Annotated in this window: 19 protein-coding genes and 1 tRNA gene; 2 read left to right on the top strand and 18 right to left on the bottom strand. The window is 44.1% G+C overall.

Features of this window, described 5'->3' with window-relative positions:
- From IEW26_RS14870 to IEW26_RS14810, 13 genes are all read right to left on the bottom strand, one after another.
- Positions 1 to 985 (bottom strand): carbamoyltransferase C-terminal domain-containing protein (locus tag IEW26_RS14870; RefSeq protein WP_308423478.1); only part of this gene is annotated, 985 nt, incomplete at its 3' end.
- A gap of 921 nt (positions 986 to 1,906) precedes the next feature.
- A complete protein-coding gene (locus IEW26_RS14865; RefSeq protein ID WP_188592977.1) occupies positions 1,907 to 2,155 on the bottom strand; it encodes a carbamoyltransferase C-terminal domain-containing protein in 249 nt (82 codons plus the stop codon).
- 76 nt (positions 2,156 to 2,231) lie between these two features.
- A complete protein-coding gene (locus IEW26_RS14860) occupies positions 2,232 to 3,257 on the bottom strand; it encodes a glycosyltransferase family 2 protein (protein WP_188592976.1) in 1,026 nt (341 codons plus the stop codon).
- 246 nt (positions 3,258 to 3,503) lie between these two features.
- Positions 3,504 to 4,244 (bottom strand): HAD family hydrolase, encoded by a 741-nt coding sequence (locus IEW26_RS14855; protein WP_188592975.1) that lies wholly within the window; start codon positions 4,242 to 4,244, stop codon positions 3,504 to 3,506.
- 50 nt (positions 4,245 to 4,294) lie between these two features.
- Entirely contained in the window at positions 4,295 to 5,362 is a 1,068-nt protein-coding gene (locus IEW26_RS14850; RefSeq protein WP_188592974.1) for a glycosyltransferase family 2 protein, read from the bottom strand.
- Between the two features lie 26 nt (positions 5,363 to 5,388).
- Positions 5,389 to 6,312: a glycosyltransferase gene (locus IEW26_RS14845; protein ID WP_188592973.1), complete on the bottom strand. Its 924-nt coding sequence runs from the start codon at positions 6,310 to 6,312 to the stop codon at positions 5,389 to 5,391.
- Between the two features lie 6 nt (positions 6,313 to 6,318).
- Entirely contained in the window at positions 6,319 to 7,344 is a 1,026-nt protein-coding gene (locus IEW26_RS14840) for a hypothetical protein (protein ID WP_188592972.1), read from the bottom strand.
- Between the two features lie 49 nt (positions 7,345 to 7,393).
- Positions 7,394 to 7,630 carry an acyl carrier protein gene (locus IEW26_RS14835; RefSeq protein WP_229729874.1) on the bottom strand — a complete coding sequence of 79 codons (237 nt, stop codon included), beginning with the start codon at positions 7,628 to 7,630 and terminating at the stop codon, positions 7,394 to 7,396.
- 231 nt (positions 7,631 to 7,861) lie between these two features.
- Positions 7,862 to 8,914: a methyltransferase domain-containing protein gene (locus IEW26_RS14830; protein WP_188592970.1), complete on the bottom strand. Its 1,053-nt coding sequence runs from the start codon at positions 8,912 to 8,914 to the stop codon at positions 7,862 to 7,864.
- Positions 8,915 to 9,266: 352 nt separating this feature from the next.
- Positions 9,267 to 10,274, bottom strand: coding sequence for a FecCD family ABC transporter permease (locus IEW26_RS14825; protein ID WP_188592969.1), 1,008 nt, complete (start codon positions 10,272 to 10,274; stop codon positions 9,267 to 9,269).
- Entirely contained in the window at positions 10,271 to 11,281 is a 1,011-nt protein-coding gene (locus tag IEW26_RS14820; RefSeq protein WP_188592968.1) for a FecCD family ABC transporter permease, read from the bottom strand. The genes IEW26_RS14825 and IEW26_RS14820 overlap by 4 nt, the downstream gene beginning before the upstream one ends.
- 12 nt (positions 11,282 to 11,293) lie before the next feature.
- Positions 11,294 to 12,259, bottom strand: a complete 966-nt coding sequence (locus tag IEW26_RS14815; RefSeq protein WP_188592967.1) for an iron-hydroxamate ABC transporter substrate-binding protein — start codon at positions 12,257 to 12,259, stop codon at positions 11,294 to 11,296.
- Positions 12,260 to 12,373: 114 nt separating this feature from the next.
- The gene (locus tag IEW26_RS14810) at positions 12,374 to 14,026 is read right to left on the bottom strand and encodes an AraC family transcriptional regulator (protein ID WP_188592966.1); all 1,653 of its coding nucleotides are present in this window, start codon (positions 14,024 to 14,026) and stop codon (positions 12,374 to 12,376) included.
- 173 nt (positions 14,027 to 14,199) lie between these two features.
- On the opposite strand from IEW26_RS14810, the gene IEW26_RS14805 reads away from it, so the two are divergent.
- Positions 14,200 to 14,271, top strand: a tRNA-Ala gene (locus IEW26_RS14805).
- A 303-nt stretch (positions 14,272 to 14,574) separates the two neighbouring features.
- Here the strand turns inward: IEW26_RS14805 and nrdR are convergent.
- Positions 14,575 to 15,042, bottom strand: a complete 468-nt coding sequence (gene nrdR / locus IEW26_RS14800) for a transcriptional regulator NrdR (protein WP_111273799.1) — start codon at positions 15,040 to 15,042, stop codon at positions 14,575 to 14,577.
- 115 nt (positions 15,043 to 15,157) lie between these two features.
- On the opposite strand from nrdR, the gene IEW26_RS14795 reads away from it, so the two are divergent.
- Positions 15,158 to 15,379 carry an alpha/beta-type small acid-soluble spore protein gene (locus IEW26_RS14795; protein WP_017689472.1) on the top strand — a complete coding sequence of 74 codons (222 nt, stop codon included), beginning with the start codon at positions 15,158 to 15,160 and terminating at the stop codon, positions 15,377 to 15,379.
- A gap of 97 nt (positions 15,380 to 15,476) precedes the next feature.
- On the opposite strand, the gene IEW26_RS14790 is transcribed toward IEW26_RS14795, so the two are convergent.
- From IEW26_RS14790 to mutM, 4 genes are all read right to left on the bottom strand, one after another.
- On the bottom strand, positions 15,477 to 16,040 hold the full coding sequence (locus tag IEW26_RS14790; RefSeq protein ID WP_145402990.1) for a lytic transglycosylase domain-containing protein: 564 nt from the start codon (positions 16,038 to 16,040) through the stop codon (positions 15,477 to 15,479).
- Positions 16,037 to 16,633, bottom strand: coding sequence for a dephospho-CoA kinase (gene coaE, locus IEW26_RS14785; protein WP_111273801.1), 597 nt, complete (start codon positions 16,631 to 16,633; stop codon positions 16,037 to 16,039). Before coaE ends, IEW26_RS14790 begins: the two co-directional genes overlap by 4 nt.
- A 54-nt stretch (positions 16,634 to 16,687) precedes the next feature.
- Complete coding sequence (locus IEW26_RS14780; protein ID WP_188593293.1) at positions 16,688 to 17,509, bottom strand: MntP/YtaF family protein; 822 nt, start codon at positions 17,507 to 17,509, stop codon at positions 16,688 to 16,690.
- 135 nt (positions 17,510 to 17,644) lie between these two features.
- Positions 17,645 to 18,496 carry a DNA-formamidopyrimidine glycosylase gene (gene mutM / locus IEW26_RS14775; protein ID WP_188592965.1) on the bottom strand — a complete coding sequence of 284 codons (852 nt, stop codon included), beginning with the start codon at positions 18,494 to 18,496 and terminating at the stop codon, positions 17,645 to 17,647.
- Positions 18,497 to 18,519 lie beyond the last annotated feature (23 nt).

Here is an 18,519-nt window from a genome sequence, read left to right as displayed (position 1 = left end):
CGTAAAATGCCTGTAAAACGCTGGTCAGCAGAGGGTTAGCACTCTCCACCATCGTTTGAATCCGTGCGGATTGATCGAGATGGCATACTGCTGGCACCTGCTCCACCTTGTCTTCCTTGATCTTGAACGTATGCAGCATAAATGGGGAAGGATAACAATCCTCGAACCATTCGTCTACATGCTCCTCTAATACAATTGGCGCTACCGGTCTCCACCATTGCCGCTGTTTGATGATGTTCAGCTTGTCTTTTGCCATCCCGCTTCTCGGATCGACGATAATGCTTCGGTTCCCTAATGCACGGGGACCGATTTCGCTTCTCCCGTTCAGCCATACGATAGGGCTCTCGATGATGTCCTCTGCCGCTTGACTTGGGTCAAATTTACGAACGCTCTTGATAAACTTCGAGTACAGACCGCCTTCTGTCACTTGAGCAATATCAAACTCCTCATCGCCATGATAGGCATGTTCAAGCGTGAAATCAAACTTACCCATCTTTTTATAGAACGCGTACAGCGCGATCCCGAGCGACATGCCCGAATCGTTGACACAAGGCGGCGCTATGAAGTCCTTGAATCTGTATTTGTTCATCAAAAAGCTGTTTGTCGGACAATTTAATGCATAGCCTCCGGTGATTGATAAATGATATTCCGATGGATCCAAGCCGTATTTATCGACGATCGTCTGGACGTTCCGGTCCATCATTTCGATCGATCTCTTCTGAATCATCTTCATGATCATGCTGATCTTGTTCTCTTCGATAGTGAATGAAGGATCGAAATAATTGAACAGCACGCCCTCGTCCTTTCGATCCAGTACATTCACTGTATTGATCAATTGGTCAACATAATTCGTTATCATCTCCATATCATCGTAGTTATTCCACTCAGATGAAAAAGGGATATCAAGCTTCATCTCGCTTTTACTCGCATTGGCTAGAGCCATTAATGTGCCTTCACGCAGTTCAAAAACCTGTGCTGCATGCATCCACATTCTCCCAGGGCCCATTACCGGGAAAATTTCCACGCGTCCTTTCCGTACGACACATGCGCAGAAGGTATAACTAGGCCAATTCCCCTCAGGTTCTATGACATAATCCGGACCTCCGTCAACGGCAAATCCGATAATGTTCTCTTCATAGAAACTCTTGGAGTTTGCAAGGATCCCTGAGAATAAATGACTGATGCTATGATAAGCTATCTCAGGATATTCCTTATAAGAATGATAATCGTTGCAAGTAGCGATCTCTGGTGTGCCCCACACCTCGACCATATTGTCTATCGTTAAATCGAATGGCTTGAGAAGTCTATTAATAAAACCCTTCGCTTTAGCCGCGTCTTTAAAAGCGCGATAATGTCCCTTTTCCCTCGTTAATCTCTCTAACTCCCAATAATGGATAAGTTCGATTGTGTCTCCTTCTTTTCTCCAAAGTGAGCAATTGTGGTCGTGCCTCATACCTACATCCATTGCACACGCTAGTTTATTGATATTTAAATAGGTAGATAGGTAATATCCATTTCTCATACACTATTCCTCATTTCATTAGACGCTCAATGAGAGCATTCTTTTTTTTTAACAGTTCTGTTCTGCTTCATCTTGTAGGCTACCGTAGTATAACGATCTAGTGTCCTTGCACCGCTTCTAAGTATAATATCCAGCGTGCTCCTAAGATCCGGCCGGTTCAAATAGATAAACACTTTGGTCTTTTTGTAGGTCTAATTGGATTAACCTCTGAACTATACTAAAAAAGAATTCGTGCCAACACTGGTCATCCAAGAGTTTGATTTCTGTAAACTGTTCATGATTCTGCAACTTGACCTATTTACCGTTTAAATAGATGACTTTGATTTTTTTTGCAACGCAGAGTTGATCGCTTCATCTGCCCTGTTGATGATAGGCTCGCTGTTGTCACTTTAACGAGGTATTGCACACGATCGGTACGCCTTTCTTCTCGTAAAATGCCTGTACTACGCTGGTCAGGAACCAATTGGCTCTCTCTGCCATCGTTTGGATCCACGCCAAATGATCGAGATGGCTACCTCCGGCACCTGCTCCTCCTTGTCTTCCTTGATCTAGATCATATGTAGCATAAATGAAGAAGGAAAACCATTCATCCATACGCTCTTTCAGCACGATCGGCGCTACCGATCTATCCATCGCATGCCCCAACCTATTGACGCTTAAATAAGTAGACAAATAGTAACCGTCTCTCATATACTTTCCTCAATTCTTTTTACCAATTAGATAGGTACATCTCTTTTTTAATTTGACCCTTGTCCTGGTTTCTCTTGTACATGATCCTTGGCACGCATCTTAGCAAAGAACCAAGCACGCTAAATAATTGACCGATTCCGCTAATATCTTCTTTTTCCCCGAGAGCGTCCTTAATATCGTGATATAACAGTCGAGTCGTAATTCTGGCCATTCTTTTTACAGAAAAAGTAATATCAGTAAAAACGTAAATGTACTTGTTGCGCGAGTAATAAAAATTACGTTTTAGACGGTTTTTTTTGCTAGAGGACGTGTGGCCAGCTCCTACATGCTTTACCCTGCTATCAGGAATCAATGCCGTCTTGATGTTCAGCCATCGTGCTCTTCTGCAGAAATCAACTTCATCATAGAACATAAAATAAATTTCATCGAACATACCGATTCGTTGGAAAACGTCCCCTCTAACCATCATCGCTGCACCTTGCACAAAATAACAGTCAAGATGTTTAGAGTTTTTCAAGTCGCTAATGGTATAAGCATTTTCGATTGGTTTTCCGTAATCGGTATCATCCATGAACATGGCCTCCCTATTGCCGCTCCAAAGAATATACTCAGTCCAGCTATTCAACTTCGTCCAACCAACAGAATCATATTCATACTGCGTGCACCCGATGATTCCGTATTCCCGATTAGCGGAGGCAAACTCTACTAATGCATCTAACCACAACGGATCTTCCGTCTTAAGGTCAGAATTCAATAGCACCACATATTCAGCACCTTCGTTAAGTGCCTCCTGGATCGCGATATTATTCCCTTGGCACCATCCGAGATTGCTTGAATTTCGAATAACTCGGATTGATGGAAATAACAGTTGAGCCTCCTCGATGCTTCCGTCAGACGAGTAATTATCGACCAAAAGAATCCTGTAGTTGCAGTAAGATGTTTGAACAAGCGAATTCAAACACGCGTGTAACCATTTTTTGCTGTTGTGACACAGGACGATCAGATATATCAATGGACTGTCGTTCGAATGTCGTTCCTCTTCCATTTGATTTGGTCCCCTTTCCGACAGATCAGTGACTTTTCCAGCAACTGCACATTCAATTACAGATTTGCACGTCTCGTATCTAATCCCAATTGTAAACGCTGTAAAGAATGACTCGCTCAAGCATCTTCGCCGTTTTTTTGGCACGCCCTTTGATGGCCGAACTCCTTTTCACTTCGCTTTGCCTTGCCAATACATTTTGAAATACAGTATCATCTCTAAATACTATCAAGGCGATGAACTCCATCTTCACTGCAAGCTTTTGAATAGGTCTTGCAAGGAATCGGCTTCGTAATCCGCTTTAAGCTCGTCAGCAGGTCTTGTATGCTCAGCATAATTGTAGTTTCCGATTTCGCAATATCCCGAAAAAAACATCTCTGCCCATTCCGGATCGATACCTTCTACTATTTTCCTTTGTGGCTTAAACCGGACCCATGCTGTTTTGATGCCTAGTTCTGCCGCAGGTTCAATATCATTCTCGTACCTGTCGCCTATCATAAGGAGCTGGTCTGGTCTAACATTCAACCTATTAATGATATTTTTATAGAACTCCGGTTCCGGCTTTGTGTAGCCAATCATGGAATCGAGCACAATATCCTTGCAATATCGGGTCAGTCCGAACGATTTAATAGTTTCCATGGCTTCAATGGGTTGATTAGCTGCAATGACAATCGGTTTTACGCAGCTGATTCGCTGTATGGTCTCGATTGCGCCATCAATTGGAACGGTAAGCTCCTTCAATCGGCGCAATGTTTCGCTCCAATGCCGATCCCGTACATTGATCCAATCAGTACCGCATACCTGATGGCCGATCTCTTCATGCCAGAACATATTCCCACTTAATATCATTTTCTTCCTTATGCTCAAAAACTCGCTCATCGAAATTTCCTTGTATGGCTGAAGTTGATCGTACACCAATCTGCTAAATGCCAAATCAACAGGATAATCGTGGAATATTACATTGCCGATATCGACCAGAATATACTCCATTTTTTTTATTTTCTCGTATGGTATCACCATGCCCCTCCAGTCTCTCATTTTCAATAGATATCGATATACTCATGTCTGATCTTTGCCCGTCCTGGACCCAAATGCAGTAGCATTTGAAATACAGAAATATCTTTGGAAATCATGTAATATTTGATTGCGTAGAACAACGATCTGCTTTTATGATGAGTTGAATTTAAAAATGATAGTGTGTAGTAATAGATCATTAAAGTATGTCGGATCCAACCATAGAGTTCTTCTTTATTATTTAATTTTCCAGAGTTCCTAATTAGGCGTTTGAGCGTTTTATACCGATTAATGTTGTTAAGGGTTGTTGTGTGAAATCTTTGTACCAGCTCTTTGTTTTGAACTAACTCATCTAGCTGAAGGTGACTTCGATCATAAAAATTGTAAAGATTGTTGCTCCCAACATCGCGATGGTAAATGTAGTTATACTCCCATAAAAGGCATATTCTGTATCTTTCAAAAATTCTGAACGAATAATCGGTGTCTTCGGATGCAGTCAAACGTTCATTAAACAAACCGATCGCCTCAAAAACTTCCTTGTCCATAACCAATGTATTAATGTGGAAGCAATAAAACCCCGTACTTATCACGTAATTCAGAAAGTTCTCATCCCAAAATAACTGCTTTTTATTGGCTACGACTGGCTTCAATATCCTCACGGCTTCTTCAAAATTCTGCTTATTACCCGGAAGCCGATCAACTTTAGTCAATTTTCCCTCTTTCTTTTCAAGCCATAGCGAATAACAGACTTTGTAAGAGGTATTTGTAAGCACTTCCAAACTATTCTTCAGGTGATCCCGCAACCATAAATCATCCGAATCCAAAAAAGCGATGTAACTACCAGATGCCCGCAGTAATCCCGTATTTCTGGCGCCGGAAACCCCTTTTTTTCGAAGATTCTCATAATATTTGATTCTAGTGTCCTTTGAGCATATTTCTCTCATGATTGCTTTCGTATCGTCGGTACTTCGATCGTCTACAACCAACAACTCCCAATTTCGATATGATTGTCTCAAAACAGAATTAATAGCTTTTATCAAATCATTTGCCCTATTGTATGTCGGGATAATAATGGATACTAACGGCTGAGCCATAGAATTAGACCTCTCATCTTTCAGGATCATTGTTCGGTCATCGCATGCAGAAATACCCTTGTTTCCTCAGTAATGCGCAATAAAGGAAGTTTTTGCGTATACGAGTATTTGGAGTGAGTTAGGAGCTGTACATCATCCGGTCCCTCGGGATTAATCTCCTGCCTTTGTCCCAACAAATGTTCTAAATCTAAATCTGAATAAAGCCAATACTTGAAATGCAAAATCGTGGTCTGCGGATCATTCACTAGGCATGCAAACTTCGCATGATCCGACTTCAAATGTTCATGCAGTGAATTGACATACTTTGGATTAATTGATTTCTTCATGAGTCTTGCCTGCGGATCGGGCCAGAGGGCCAAATGGCCTTTTCTGCAGATTAAAGGAGATATCTGATCTCTGATCAACCAAAACCTGGAGAACCAAAAAATCTCAATCTCCTTGATGTCGGCCCATGCCATTAGTTTCCGTATGTTAACATCACCGTTCTCGGGAAAAGCCTCGTCGCTATCTATCATCATAATCCAGTCAGTATTTGCCTTTTCAATAGCTAGGTTTCTCTTTTCATCGAAACCAATATGGTTCGGAACGGTGAATATATTATTAGTATATTGCTTTACTATCTTTCTCGTTTTATCTTGGCTTTCGGAATCAATAATAATAATTTGATCCGCATACCTTCGCGCGTTAATCAGGCAATGTTCAATGCTCGATTCGCAATTATAGGTCAGGATACAGGCAGTTAAGGAGCTTTTGGAAGGCGAAATATCGGGAATCTCGTTCAGGATGTAAGAGAAATTCGCCCATTCAAAGAAACCTCCTAAACGATCGAAATCCTCTATCCCCCAGTTTTCGACTCTTACATTGCTACCCTGCTTGATTAACTTATGTGCATTTTGCAGAAACACTTCATCCGATGGATTTTGTGGTGGCGTTATGTTAACGAAGTCCATGTTAGCCTATTCCTTTCGCGTGTTTTCTAAGAGTGCATCCAATAATTCCATCTCCAGCTTAATCACGTGACTAAGTTTGGCGATCGCCTTCTCCAGCATCGCTTCTGTGCTCACCTGTGTCCCTTTGAACAAAAACCTGAACGCTAGCTTCCAGCATGTATTTATTTCACTTGCAAGTTTTTCAATACGGATGCAATTATGTATCCTCTTACTGAAGAAAGGCAATGTAAGATATTGGAGTAAAAATGCTGATTTTCGATCGATCTCCCAACCCCAAGCACCACTGCACAGATCGACCAAGGCATTCTTACGCACTGGTGTGTTTTCGAGATTTAAAATTGATTCGCAAATGCATATCATGTCAATCGTGTACATAAACCGACCTTTGTTAGCACAACCCTTGTTTCGGTAGCTGTAATGCCCTTTTATCTCCAATAATTGATTCCTAAATTCTCCCCAATGCTTTGCTTCATCCACTTGCACAGTGTCCTCTTGCAAGTGCAATACCTCATACCATGCATCCTCACCCCAGTAAGTAACGCCTTCAAGAAATTCTTCAACCGGAAAAGTACCTTTATAGGTAGGAATTACATCTACGCAAGCAATTTTGCTCAACTCGCCGTCTACGTTCAAAACCATTAAAGTATGATAACCATGCTCTTTTTTGTATATATAATGGTGATGATAGTGAACGTGATATTGATCAATTCCAACTATGACTGGAAGGTTTTTCTCATTGAAATGTAGTAAGGTATTTAAAACCTCCCCTTTCTTGAAATTACCAGTCTCTATTTGAATACCATACATTAAAAAAAGCTTGTCTTTCGTAATGCAATTAGAATTCTTAATCTTGATCCACGGCTGCCTATCATTTTCTTGTTCGTAGTTGTGTTCTTCTTCGAATTGCCAAGGCCAAATTGCGCCTAAAAGTCTGTTGTCCAATTCGCAGAATTTAATATATGAAAGCAATAGATTTTGGTAGCAATCCAGTAACAAATCGTTATATGGCGATATTTCACTTATTTTTCTCAAAACAACCCCCCGTAAATTCGAGCAGTATAAGATCTGTAAGTCATTATTATCAATTTCTTAGGATATTCTCAACATACTCTACGATATCTTGGATTCGACTAAGATTGCTACTTAACAAAAAGTCTTCCCCAAACTGGATATTAAATTTTTCTTCAATGTGAATAAATAATGTCATCAACCCAATTGAATCCAAGCCGATCTCATAAAACTTTGACTCCGATGAGATCACCACTCCAACTCCGACTTCCATCTCTTCTTTAATAATTCTAATGATTTCAGTCTCCACGTTTCTATTCACCATTATCCCCCTAAGTATAGGCTTGATATCGTATTTTAGGTTCCCTTTCCGCCTATAATTTATCACGTAAAACGATTTTGACACAATGCTATCTGTGTTTTGTAAATACATTTAAAATTTAAAGAAATCACGATCCCACCAGCAAAAAAAAAAAGCAGTTCCAAAAACTGATCGTAAGATAAGTTTTTGAAACTGCTCCTGATGTGAGCTTAATATGTCTTATAACTTGGTTAGCACAAAAACGGAAGGATGCAATCCATGCAAACTAATCGTCATGAGTTGGGTACACTCGAATTCGTTGCTCTCTGCTGCCTTGATTAAGCTATTAGACTGATCTGTCAGAGCGATAATCTTTCCATTATTACGGAGTATTCGTTTTGCCTCCAATAGAAATTTCATATATAAAGCTGTAATATCCTCGACGACAATCTGTTTCCCCCAAGGAAGGTTCGAGACAATCGTTGTAATCGAGCTGCTGTCCAGGGGAGTCTGACACGCATCCCAACAGTATATTTCAGTTCTATCTGAAACATTTAGACTAGCAAGAGCTACAACTTCGGGATTAATATCACTCGTAACAATTCTGGCTGAGTCATAGTACGCACGTTCCGCGGCAATCGTCCCTGAACCGCAAAACGGGTCAAAAAAGCTGTCAAACTTTTGAGGATTCGAGAGGCGAACCAGCACATGTGCGATAGTAGGTCTTATTGCCCCACTGCTGAACTGTTTGGTCGACGTTCGGTAACGAAACTCTGCCGGTGTTAACTTCAAAGAGAGAATCGCAACCTCATCCACAATATCCACACGAAAGGAAAGATCATGATCTTCCGACGAACCTACTCCAAAAGAATATCTCTTGACCAATTCTGTTAGAAAAGCATCAGAAGCGTCAAAACGGCTATACGTGTGCTTACCGACTCGGCTTACTCTGACAATGACCTTTAATTTGGGCCTATAACCAATATAATAATTAATAGCGTCGATAAGCTTGATTTTTCGCAAGACATTCGGTATTTGTTTCAGATCAACTTTATGTGGTCCGATCCGAAAATGTGCAATCTGATAATAAATATTATCAGCACACTTCAGCTCCAGCAACTGATCTAAATTGCAACTAGCACGAAACGAAACCTTTCCTCTGGATATTTCGAAAGAGCCGGATCCGAGAATCTTCTCTTCAATCTCTTCTCTAACAATTTCTTCAAAACCAGGTACCATTGTAACTAGAAACCTATGGGGAACCGCCCCCGAAGAAGCAACTGAATTTTTCACGATTCCAAATCATCCTTAATAGACTTTTTTATGATCAAGAATTCTAATTTTGAAACTTGATCTTGTCCATTATAACATATCCATGTGGTGAGAGATCATACACATTTGAGAGAATTATTCAACCCTTTTACGACGAACTGAACAATATTGTCTATAGTTGTGAATTTACTGTTATCTAAATATTCATCTTCAAACTCACAGTCGAATTTATGCTCGAGTTCCACAACAATATTAATGAACTTCAATAAGGTTATAGCTGAGAACCAGTCAAAAAGCTTTATTGGAATTTTTAATGATGAAGGTACTCGATCGAAAAACGAAGGCATGACTGATCGACGGTTTATTTTACAGGTTACTTTTTTAACAGGAGATACACAAAATAAGGCACGCCGATCAGGGATACCATAATACCTGCGGGTATGCCGTCAGGGTCTACGAGGTTACGGCCAACCGTATCCGCAATTAACAGCAACCAGCCACCCAGCATAACGGCTACGGGAATAAATAGTCGATTGCGAGGACCAACCAGTGCCTTGGAAATATGTGGTGCCATCAAACCTACGAACGCAATGCCGCCTGTAACGGATACTGCAGAGGCAGCCGCGGCAACTGCAACAACAATAAGAACAAGCCTTTCCTTCTCTATACGCAATCCCACGCCAATGGCGGTTTCTTCATTTAATCCAAGCAGATCCAGCATTGCAGCCTTGAACAGGGTCAGCGGGATCAACAGAATTACCCAGGGCAGCAATGCCCAGATGAACGGCCAGTCCGCACCCCAAATGTTTCCCGATATCCACTTTGCAATAAAATCCACCTTGGAGCGCTCAGCCGCTGAGATGATCACAATCATGATGCCCGACAATGCCATAGAGAAGCCGACACCCACCAACACCATTCGGATTGGATCAAGTCCATTGGTTCTGCTGTAAGAAAACAGATAGATGAGTCCGGCGGTCGCCAAAGCCCCGATGAATGCAGCCAGTGGCAGCATATAGACAAACGAGCCAACATCGATCGGGAAATACAGGAAAAATACCGCAACAGCGACACCCGCACCAGAGTTAATGCCGATGATACCTGGATCAGCCAAGTCATTGCGGGTAACACTTTGCAGAATGGAACCCGATAGCGCAAGTGCCATCCCTGACAGCAAAGTGATGATAATACGTGGCAAACGGACTGAAAACAGCACGAAGTCCTCTTTGAAAGTACCTTGTCCGAACAGGACGGGAATTAATCGGTCAAAGGACAGGGAGGAATATCCCCAGCTCATGCCAACTGTAGCCGTGATGATGATCAGTAGCAAACATATGAGCAAAATCAGTCGTTGCTTGCGAATTCGTGCAGACAGGGTCATGAGAATGCCTTGCCTCCTTTACGCCGCACCACGAAGAGGAAAAACGGCAAGCCCAGCATGGCTGCAATGGCAACTACCGGCGTTTCGTAAGGTGCATTAATGGTACGGCCCAATGTTTCAACAAGCAGCATAAACGATGCTCCGGCCACGATAGACATGGGCAAAATCTGCCTATAATCGGTTCCAACCAATCTGCGAACCACATGAGGGATCATCAATCCGACAAACGCCATATTTCCGATCAACGCAACTGAAGCGCCTGTGAGAAGAATGACCAGCAGAAACAGCATTGTTTTGATCAGCACCAGCTTCTGCCCCAAGCCCGTTGCAACCTCATCACTGAGACTAAGAATGTTCAACTGGTTGGACAGGAACGGCATAACTGCAAGTCCGAGCAGAATGACCGGTCCGATCGCCTGCAGCTGACCCCAGGTCGTTCCGATCAGTCCACCCGCGGTCCACATGGATACATCCTTGGAGACTTTAAAATAAATAGTGATACCATCCGAGATGGCATACATAAAAGCCGATACGGCGGCTCCCGCCAACACAACACGCAGAGGAGACAGGCTCCCCCGGCGCATTGAGCCAAGAATGACAACGAGCGCAGCCCCGAGTGCAGCTCCGATAAAACAAGCTATCATGATGCCGAAATAACCAAGGGACGGCAAAAAAACAAAAGCGATGGCAAGTGCCATATTGGCACCGGAAGTCAAGCCAAGCAATCCGGGATCAGCCAGTGGATTGCGGGTAATCCCCTGCATGATCGCTCCCGAGACGGCGAGAGCTGCTCCAATTAACATCGCTGCGATCTCCCGTGGAAGCCTGAGCTCACGCAAAATGAGGATATTGTCATTTTTGGTGGCCGAGGTTAGTGCTAACCACACATTGCGGAGCGTTGTCTCTTCCGCGCCATACCGCATAGCCATCATGAAGCACAGCACAAGCACAAGTACACTGCACGCAAGCTTCAATGAAAATGAAATCGCAGATCGTTTATTTTCCATAGCGGCATTCAGTTACTTACCCAGGAAGTGCTGGATAAAGAATTCAAGCTGATACTCCATGCTGAGTGGATCATTGAAGTAAAATGCCTTGGCATCCGCTTCAAATACCCGATTGTTTTTCACCGCAGGAATGTTTTTGTACGTTTCGGTATTCTGGAACGAATTGTCCTCGTCTGCATTTTTGCTGAAAATGACATAGTCACCCATGTAGTCCTTCAATACTTCATTGGATACCGCGAAAAAGCCGTCTTTTTTCGTTGCTTCCTTCACCTTCTCAGGCATGGCAAGACCGAATTGATCATACAGGATTTCCGTCCCACGTCCGAATTTTTCACCATAAACATAGAGCTGTTTATTAAAGGTTTCGATGACCGAAACGGTTGCGTTGGCACCGATTTTCGCCTTGATCTCTTCCCCGACTTTTTTGCTTCGAGCGTCAAAATCATCAACCCAGGCCTGTGCTTCTTTTTCTTTGTTTACAAGCTTGCCAATCTCCAGCTGTTGCTTGAGGAAGTCAACTTTGCCATAGGTATAGGTGACCGTAGGAGCAATTTGCTTGAGCTTGTCAATATTTTTGATGTCAGACATACCGATAATCAAGTCCGGGTTCAGCTCGATGATTTTCTCCAAGCTCTCGTCAGTTACCGCTTCTACATTTTCCAGTTTCCCCTTGAAATTCGGGTTCTCCTTGGACATTTCATCCACACCAACCAACGGTACATCCAGTGCCATCACATTTCCGGTGAGGAATCGGGTCAGGACTACGACACGCTGAGGATGGCTCGGAACCTCCACAGGTCCGCTTTCCGACTCGTAGGTAAAGGTGCCTGGATCGGCATCAGCCAAGTCCGAGCCCGTCTTTGACGTGGATACGCCCGCTGCAGCGTTTGTATCATTTGTATCTTTGGCTGCATTGCCTCCACAGGCACTAAGCAAAACAACCAGAACGAGTATAATGGGTGCAAAAAGCTTTTTCATAAAATGACTCTCTCCCTTTTTCTTTGAATATGAAAATCATTCTCATTACCATAGCTAATTATAGGCATGCAGGATAAACCTAACCATGCCTTTTTGTTTGAAAAAATGCTTGGACTATTGCACGCCTGTCCATAATTGGAGCGCACGCTCCAACTGCAGACGAATTGAAATCGGATTGTACGGAACCCACTCGTCCTGATTAAGATGAATGATTCGATTATGCTGCACTGCGGCAAGTCCTTTCCAGTGATCAGACTCCAATATGCTTTCCAAGTGAGCTGAAGAACCCTTTTCATCGGGGAAAATGATAACGATCATCCAGTCACTTTCATAATGAACAAGCTCGGACAACTGAATCGTTACGGAATGGAACTGATCCCCAAGCCGCTGTATTTCCTGGGCAATCCTCTCCGATGGGCGCAACCCGAGGGATTGATACATCACATACCCGACGTTTCTTGCTCCGTAAATTTGCAGCATATCCGGTTTAATGACCAGAATCGTCAACGTCTCATTTTCAAGCCCGCTCTTCTGAATCACTGCACGTGCATGCTGTTCCTCTCTCTCGAATTCCGCCAGCCATCGCTCTGCCTTCTCACTCCGCTGAACCGCCTGCGCAATGAGACGCAGATGTTCTTTCCAACCAAGCTCCATCCACGGAATTTCAGCAATGGGTGCGACAAATCGCAGACTTTCAGAACCTAATCCATTTAGAGCCAGATGCTGATTTGCAGCAATAACTAGCTCAATATCGGCATCGAGCAAAGCGAATTTCACTTGTTCAGGTGAACTGTCGGAATGAATAAACCGCATCGATTGAGTGGCATGCATACCCTCTGTGCTCGCATATTCGCTGCTTTCCGAGATGATAAGCGATGGCACCAAGCCAAGCAACATCACATGACTCGCATAAGGTGTATGCCATACTGCCACATGTTGAAATGGTCTGCGGCGTGTATATCCGGAAGGACTTTCGCCTGTCTGTTGTTTGAAGCGGCGGCTGAGATAAAATTCATCCTTATATCCAACCTTCAATGCAATCTCTCGGAGCGAATCCGCCCCCTTGATTAACAATTCTTTGGCCCGGTGAACACGCAGCCGTGATAGATATTCGTTGGGAGAAAATCCGGTAAGCTGCTTAAACAGAATAGAATAGTGTGAACGGCTGACTCCCGCCATTTCAGAGAGCCCTTCAGTTGTTATTTTCTTATTAAAGTTTTTTTCCATATATGTAATGCTGCGTTCCATGGATGGCTGATCACTCGCACCATATCCGGCTTCCATATGCTCCAGCATATTCAGCAGAACCTGATGAAAAAGAATTTGATTCCTCAAATGCCTGCTTTCGTTGCCAGGCAAGCGATGAATATACAACTCTTCCAGCTGTGCTACGATTACAGGTTCATACGGAAACAGCTGCATAGATGACTCCGAGGTTAAGACACTTGTCCGTCCCATCGTTCCTGTTGTCGATAACCTTGTTTGTTCCTGTGTGCTGATAGAGAGCGTATATATATGGAGAGGATGCATCAGATCAGTCTGTATAAACGCATTGCTTTTGACTGGAATAAGGATTGCCATGCCTTCGGCAAGTTCGTACAGTCCATCGTTCAGATGAAGTGTACCTTTTCCACTGGAAACAGCCATCAGAACGGTGAAATTCACATCCAAACGATGGATCGGCATCGTTGATGTACAATATAATGATCGAATGCGGTCTGCTGTATATATTGGAAAAGTGGACTCTGCCCATTCCGTTTTGTTCATTTTCTGATCCTCCGTAACTGGTATGCCTGCAATCCTGAACTACATTGAACGTTTCTTCATTCCTCTTTCAAAATTTGAACGTCTTTATTCGCAAATATAACATTGCTACGAAAGATAAAACAAACATTGACTGCTTAATATTTAAGTGATATATTAATTTTTGTATTCGTCTTGGGGCGTTAGTTCAGTGGGAGAACGCTTCGCTGGCAGCGAAGAGGTCAGGGGTTCGACCCCCCTACGCTCCATAATTTAAAGACCCTATTTCTATAGGGTCTTTTGTTTGTTTATTTAAAATATGTAATATTTTTCATTCCCCATATTGACGCCATTCTATTGTCTAATTCGTTTACGTCTACTTAAATAATCCGCTATCTATTATTTCCGATAACTATTTTCACCAAAAACTTTTTCCAGGTATGGATAGACCGATAATCCCGTTTTTCATTAAGAGGTTTTCAATCACCGAAATCATATGGAGAAGAACATTCATGATGCGGGCACATATCAAAATATAACCCCGGATTGCTCTTCTCCTTTTCCCCACGATACTAGTCCTCCAGCTCTTCTTTGGACAGCAGCGATTTCAGCTCTTTCATAAACATGTTGATGTCTTTGAACTGGCGGTACACGGACGCAAAGCGTACATAAGCCACTTCATCCACAGGAAACAGCTGCTCCATTAACAGCTCGCCAATCTGGCGGCTCTCAACTTCAGCTTCGGCTGTATTGCGCAGTGACTTTTCCACTTCAGATACCATCATCTCCAGTGTCTCTACCGAAACAGGACGTTTCTCACAAGCACGAATCAGGCCACGCAAAATTTTGTCACGGCTGAACTCTTCCCTGCTGCCATCCTTTTTAATAACAATCAACGGTGTTTCCTCGATCATTTCGAAGGTAGTGAACCTTCTGGCACACTGCTCGCATTCGCGGCGGCGGCGGATGGATTTCGATTCATTGGCTGGTCTGGAATCCAGCACTTTCGTGCCCAGATAACCACAATAAGGACATTTCAAATTAGATCACTTCCCACGTTTTACTTTTTACCACATATTCCCTGATCCTGTTTTGTTATGAAAATCGTATTGGCGACACATAATACTTTTACCAACCGCGAGGAGGTGAACAGCAATGGCACAAAGCAACGGTAACTCCAACAACTTGGTAGTAACTAAAGCTTCCGCAGCTCTGGAGCAAATGAAATACGAAGTAGCTCAAGAACTCGGAATCAGCATCCCACAAGATGGATACCAAGGTAACATGACTTCTTACGAGAACGGTTCGATCGGTGGATACATCACGAAGCGTCTGGTAACAATTGCAGAACAGCAATTGGCAGGTCAATACCAATAATATCTGCATCGTAATACGTTACACAGAGGAGCATGGGGCGGCCGGTATATTACCGGTCTGCTCCGTGCTTCTGCTTATCCTATTTTCAGCAATCCCATCAGAACGTATCGTAGATCTTCACATACTGATTATAATAGTAAATAACCCGTTGTACATAGTGGCGTGTTTCGCCAAAAGGAATATCCTTTACCGTTTCAAGTTTGCCATCCCATACGCCATTTTTCAACCAGCTGCTGACTTTGCCAGGTCCGGCATTATATGCAGCAATCATCACGATTTCGTTGCCATGGAACTGATCCGACAGATTACGCAAGTACCATGTGCCAAGTTGGATATTACGTTCAGGCTCATGTTTAAGCTCCTCCAGCGATGTATTCGGAATTTTGGCTTGTTCCAGAATCCAGTTAGCCGTGTCCGGCATAAGCTGCATCAGCCCGATGGCACCGCGTTTGGATTCTTTACTTGTTTTAAAATTGGTCTCGACCTTAATAATCGAAGCGATCAGGAACGGGTCCACCTCATAACTCTGGGATTGTGCCCGAATCTCTTCCTTATACTGGATCGGGTAGAACCACGCCATCCAATTGGTGTTCAGAAATAATACAAGTACAAAGGAAATGAACATGATCAGCAGTACACGTTTTTTGCGTAATATCTTCATAGCAGACCCTTACGTGTCAAAAATGCTTGAAGCTGCTTCTCCGTCTGAGCCCAAGAACCGCTGTTATCAATAACGATGTTCGCTCGCTCTTTTTTACGTTCAATATCCATCTGTGCCGCAATACGTGCTTCAGCGTCAGCTAGAGTCATCTGGTCACGGCTCATTAAACGTTCCAGCTGCACCTCTCTAGGCACATACACCACCATGATTTCCTCAAAGCCGTCCTCGAGGCCCGACTCGTACAGCAGTGGAATATCCGACACCACCAGCTTGTCTGGATACTGCATTTCGTATGCAGCGGCCCTCTCACGCATCTCCTTCCGTATGGCTGGATGTGTGATCGCCTCGAGTGCTTTACGTTCCTCAGGATGCTGAAACACAATACTTCCCAGCTTTTTCCGATCCAGTGTTCCGTCCGCATTCAGTATGGCTTGTCCAAACCGCTGAACAGCGGCAGCCAAAACGGGATGCCCGGGCATCATGACTTCCCGGGCGATAACGTCTGCATCGATGAGCAGCGCTCCCTTACTGGCGAGATAGGCGGAAACACTGCTTTTGCCTGTTGCGATTCCGCCAGTTAAGCCTATATTCATCGTTTCACCTCATAACAGCTTCATTATCATGCTTTACAACAGCTGCTATCAACCTTATAACAGCTTGATCACGCCCATAATCATTAACAGCAGAGCTGGCAGAATTGCAAGCTTCTGCATCCAGCGCTGTGCTGCAAATCGCAAACCTACCTTCATGCCGAGCGACAGCAAAGCTCCGCTGAACACTGCGATGACCAGCGCAGTCCACAGCGTAGGAAACCCGAGTAACGCCGCGCCAAGACCAGCTCCGAACGCATCCAGTGACAAGGCAATCCCCAGCCACATCGCCTCCTGTGTCGAGATACTGCCCGAATTATCGATATCCGCCTTGGACGGGCTGCGCAAAATCTGAATGACCACGCCAAGCTTGCGCAGCTCCAGCGTGAATACCATCCGTTCTGCCAATCCATCGGTTGGCGAAGGCTGTATTTCCAGTGCCATCAACTGATTTCTGCCTCTGGATGACGATGGCGGGTCTACATCGGCTGCATCGGTTCCTTGTACATACGGTTCCTGACGCACTCCTGCTTGCGCTGATGTTGGACTTTGAGCCCGTGCTGACTGAATCAAGGCTACATTGGCTGATTCCTCTCGCTCCTTGCCACGACGGCGAATCAGCTGCAAAAGCGACCAGGCTCCAATCACAATGAGAATAAATGCTCCCACAACGGACGCCACACCTGGTGACACGACATGAGATAATAACACCCCAACCTGCATAGACAACGCGATAACCAATCCCGAACAAAGTGAAATAATAGCAATGGACAAGAGCGGAATCTTGGTCCTCCGAAGTCCATATGTAATTCCAACTCCAAAACCATCTAAACTAACCGCAAAAGCAAGCGCCAGTAATGAAATAAAATGATGCAGCACCCCTGATTCCTCCCCTGTGCGGTACGTGCCAACTGAAGATGCCAGTATGGGTATATGCCCGCTTATTTCTGCCATATCAGTATATGGAGGGAGGAATCCAAGGGTGCTATGATTTCATCATTTCGTTCATTCAGTTCAGGCCAGCGATGGATCTGAGAGCGGTAACGGCTGACAATTCGGGCAAAAATGCGTTCCCCGACCGCCAACCACGCTTTTTTCAATCAACGTACCGCAGGTCACACAAGGCTCTGCTTTGCGCCCGTAAATTTTCAGCTGATGCTGGAACATGCCCATCTCGCCTTGTCCGTTTACATAGGATTTAATGGATGAGCCTCCAGCATTCACGGCATCTTGCAACGTAGCCACAATGGCTTCATGCAGCACCTTTAGCTGAGCTTCGCTTAACGTCCTGGCAATCGTCTCGGGATGAATACCTGCGCGGAAGAGAGCCTCGTCCACATAAATATTCCCGATGCCTACAACATATGCCTGATTGAGCAGAACTGCTTTGATTTTGGTTGTACGTTTCCCTACTGCATCACGGAACGCTTCAACGGTAAAAGCTTCATCAAGCGGCTCCAGGCCCAGCTTCATCAGTGGTTTGGATACCAGTTCTTCACCTGTATTAAACAGATGCATCGTTCCAAACTGACGCACATCCTTGTAACGTAATTCCGTACCATCGTTGAAGTGAAAGATCACATGAGTATGCTTCTCCACCTCTTCGTGCTGATTGTACACACCATACCGTCCCTCCATCCGCAGATGGGAGACCAGCACAAGCCCGTCCAGCAAAATACGCAAAAATTTGCCCCGACGCTCGACGCCAAGCACAGTGTGGCCCGCCAGTTCCAGTGCAAATGCATCTATATCGTCCGGCCGCTGAATAATCCGCGGCAAGCTAACGGTAACGTGATCAATGGTTTTGCCCACAATGAGCTGATTCAAAGTTCTTCTGACTGTTTCGACTTCCGGCAATTCCGGCATGATGTTCTCACCTCCCTTATATT

Source organism: Paenibacillus silvae, assembly GCF_014639235.1.
GTDB classification, from domain to species: domain Bacteria; phylum Bacillota; class Bacilli; order Paenibacillales; family Paenibacillaceae; genus Paenibacillus; species Paenibacillus silvae.
Note: the sequence above shows the minus strand (reverse complement) of the source record. Positions and strands in the feature narration are given on the sequence as shown.